Source organism: Streptomyces sp. NPDC031497 (genome assembly GCF_055580905.1).
On the sequence record NZ_JBVIKO010000066.1, the window covers coordinates 1 to 3,256 of the forward strand.

Below are 3,256 nucleotides of genomic sequence, written 5' to 3' on the forward strand. Positions count from 1 at the left end.
CTTCCCCCCCCCCCCCCCCCCCGCCCCCCCCCCCCCCCCCCCCCCCCCCCCCCCCCCCCCCCCCCGCCCGGCGAATCCCCTGTGTCAGACGCGGGACCGGCGGATCACTTCCAGCGCGGCCACCGCGACGAAGCCGACGAACAGGTGCATCGTGATCAGTGTGGCGGCGGTGCCGCCGTCGGTGTCCAGGGTGAGCGGGCCGATGGCGGTGAGTACCGCCACCGCGCCGCTCACGAGCTGGCCCACCCGCAGGAACACCGGCTTCCAGCGGGCCAGGAGCACGATGGACGTGATGCCGATCACCGGCGCGACGATCGATATGAAGATCACGTCACCGGCGCCGATGTCGTCGGGCTTGCCGTTGAGCTTCAGGGCCAGCGAGGCCCCGGCGGCGTCCCCGATGTACAGGACGATCAGATTGACGACCGCGGCGAGGACGGCGGCCCCTGCCACGGCCTGCCACGCGGGCAGTGCCCGCCGCCTTGGAGCGGTGTTGGTGGCAGCGGGGTTACTGCTGGTCATTGAGCCCTCCGGGCTGTCGTGCCGCGCCGGGAGCGGGTTCGGGCCGGGCCCGGCGCGGTGCTCGTCGAGATGGGGGGTGTGCGCTTCCGACGCGAGGACGGACCACCCGAGCGGTGTGTCAGGAAGGGTCCAGGGACAGACCGTGCCGGAAGACGTTCTTGGGGTCGTAGGTGTTCTTCACCTGCTGCAGCCTCGGGTAGTTGCCCTTCCAGATGAGCGAGTACCAGGGCACCCCGGACGTGTTCTGCGCCGGGTCGCGCATGTCGACGTCCGGGTAGTTGATGTAGCCGCCGTCCTGCTGGTCGTTGGGCACCGGGAAGCCGCCGGTCGCGCCGTGGACGTTCTTGCGGAGTGTGCGCAGCCACTCGACCTCGATCGCGTCATCGGCCGGCTCGGACCAGTTGTTGGAGTACCAGAGCTTGATGACGGAGTCCCGCTGCGCGATCGCCCTGGCGGACGACGACAGGGTGTTGATCTGGCAGCCGTACGCCGCCAGGTACACCAGGCCGACGCCGTTGTGGTTCGGGTCGGTCAGCGAGCGGTAGACCGCGCCGACCTGAGTCGTCGTCAGCGGTTTGCGCAGGTGGCCGCCCATGGACTTCTGGCGCGAGTACGCGCCGTAGCTGGCGGTCGGCTCCAGGGCGATCTCGAGCCAGGTGCCTTCCTTGACGTCGATCGTCGGCTGCACCCCGACGCCCGCGTTGACCGCGCTGATGTAGTCGTCGTGGAGCTTGGCGGTGTTCGGCAGCGTGGCATCGATACGGATCTCCAGCTGGACCGTCTGCGCGAGCGACGAGTGCAGCTGGAGCGAGCTGTGCATCACCTGGTACGGGGATCCCGGAGCGCTGTTCGCGGCGTGCCAGGCGCCGTGGTTCATCACCAGACGCGTGAAGGCGGCCTCGGTCAGCTGCGCCCAGGGCCAGGTCACGATGGTCTCGCGCATCCGCGCGGGCGGCTTGGGCAGCAGCGAGGACGGGCTGCCCGTGGCACCCGGGCTACGGAACCAGAACCTCGTCACGATGCCGAACCCGCCGCCGCCACCGCCGGTGTGCGCCCACCACAGGTCGCGGTGCGGGTCGTTCGCCTCGCGGGTGGCGACGATCGTGCAGGCCTTGCCGCGGCTGTCCGCCACGACGATCTCGATGGCGTACAGGTGGTCCACGACGAGGCCGAAGCGACGGGAGAGCGGGCCGTAGCCGCCGCCGGAGACGTGGCCCCCGACGCCGACCTCCGGGCACACGCCGCCCGGGACCGTGACGCCCCAGCCCTCGTACAGCGCCTTGTAGACGTCGCCGAGCTGGGCGCCGGCCTGGACGGCGAAGGCGTTCAGCGCCGGGTCGAAGGTGACGCTCTTCATCTCGGACATGTCGACGAGAAGCCGGAACTGAGGGGCGTCGACCAGGTTCTCGAAGCAGTGACCGCCACTGCGCACCGTGATGCGCTGGTTGTTGGCGATGGCCTGGTTCACCGCCTTCTCCACCTGGGAGGCGGAGTGCACGAGCCAGATCTCGTCCGGGGTGGCCACGAACCGGGTGTTGTAACCGCGGTGCGTGAGCTCGGCGTAACGGGCGTCGCCCGGTCTGACGATCACCTCCGGGGCGGCCTGGGTGGCGGCCTGGGCAGCGGAGGGCAGTGCGGCGAACCCCGCGGTGGCACCGGCCACCGCTATCGCGGAGCCCAGAAACTTGCGTCGCGAAAACATGTTGAGCCCTATCTGTGCTGGGATGCAGACAAATCACCGCATTGACGGATGCGTGCCGGGGGTGGACTTCAGCCAATCAGTTCCGGGGAGTCGTCAGCACGCGCTTGACGTGGATCTGTCGTGCGTCGATACCAAAATTGAGGTTCCGGACACTCAGGTCAGGTGTCCGAGGCGGTCGGCGCCGCCTCGCGGAGAGCCGCGAGCAGCGCGGCCTCCGGCTGGGATCCGGTCAGGGGCCGTGCGCCGTCGATGAAGAACACCGGCACACCGCTGACGCCGAGCCCGCGCACGCGGTCGAGTTCGGCCTGCAGCCGCTCCGTTTCCGTTTCCGATGCCGATGCCGATGCCGATGCCGATGCCGCCGGCCCCGAGCCGGAGTCGTTCGTCGTGACACCGACCTCCTCGGCGAGCCGGGCGAGCGTGGCTCGGTCGCCGATGTGCAGTCCGTCCGTGAAGTGGGCGCGGAAGAGACGCTCCACCATCTGTTCGGCCCTGCCCTGGCGCGCTGCCCGGGCGATGAGCCGGTGTGCCTCGAAGGTGCCGGTGGCCACCGCGCGTTCGTAGTGGAGTTCCAGCCCCTCCGCGGCCACCTGCTCGGCGAACTGGAGCGTCTGCCGTACGGCCTGCGGGCCGAACATCCGCTCCAGTACGGGGAGCAGGGGCTGCCCTTCGGTGCCCGCGCCCGGCGCGAGTTCGAAGGGCAGGAACTCCACCTGGACCCGGTGGCCCTCGGCGCGCAGCCGGTCCGCCGCGCGGGTGAAGCGGGTGTAGCCGAGATAGGAGTGCACGCAGATCACGTCCAGCGCGATCCGTACACGCACCGTCGTGCTCATCGGCGGTTGCTTCTCCACAGGGGTTGCCTCCCTTGGGCTGATGCGGTCAAGTTCCCTTTCACTGTGGCTGATTGCCGTGTTTGCGGGAGGGCAGGTCGGCGTGTTTGGTGTGCAGCATCGCCAGCGACTTGGCGAGCACCTCGCGGGTCTGGGCCGGGTCGATGACGTCGTCGACCAGGCCGCGCTCGGCCGCGTAGTA

Annotated in this window: 4 protein-coding genes; all 4 read right to left on the minus strand. The window is 69.9% G+C overall.

The window, feature by feature from the left end; all coding sequences use genetic code 11:
* Window positions 1-84: 84 nt before the first annotated feature.
* Entirely contained in the window at window positions 85-522 is a 438-nt protein-coding gene (locus tag ACZ5K7_RS48230; RefSeq protein WP_468924954.1) for a DUF6069 family protein, read from the minus strand.
* A 118-nt stretch (window positions 523-640) separates the two neighbouring features.
* Complete coding sequence (locus ACZ5K7_RS48235; RefSeq protein ID WP_351700645.1) at window positions 641-2,224, minus strand: FAD-binding oxidoreductase; 1,584 nt, start codon at window positions 2,222-2,224, stop codon at window positions 641-643.
* Between the two features lie 158 nt (window positions 2,225-2,382).
* Window positions 2,383-3,057 carry a DsbA family oxidoreductase gene (locus ACZ5K7_RS48240; RefSeq protein WP_468924957.1) on the minus strand — a complete coding sequence of 225 codons (675 nt, stop codon included), beginning with the start codon at window positions 3,055-3,057 and terminating at the stop codon, window positions 2,383-2,385.
* Between the two features lie 58 nt (window positions 3,058-3,115).
* The coding region (locus ACZ5K7_RS48245; protein WP_468924959.1) for a carboxyl transferase domain-containing protein at window positions 3,116-3,256 on the minus strand (141 nt) is incomplete at its 5' end.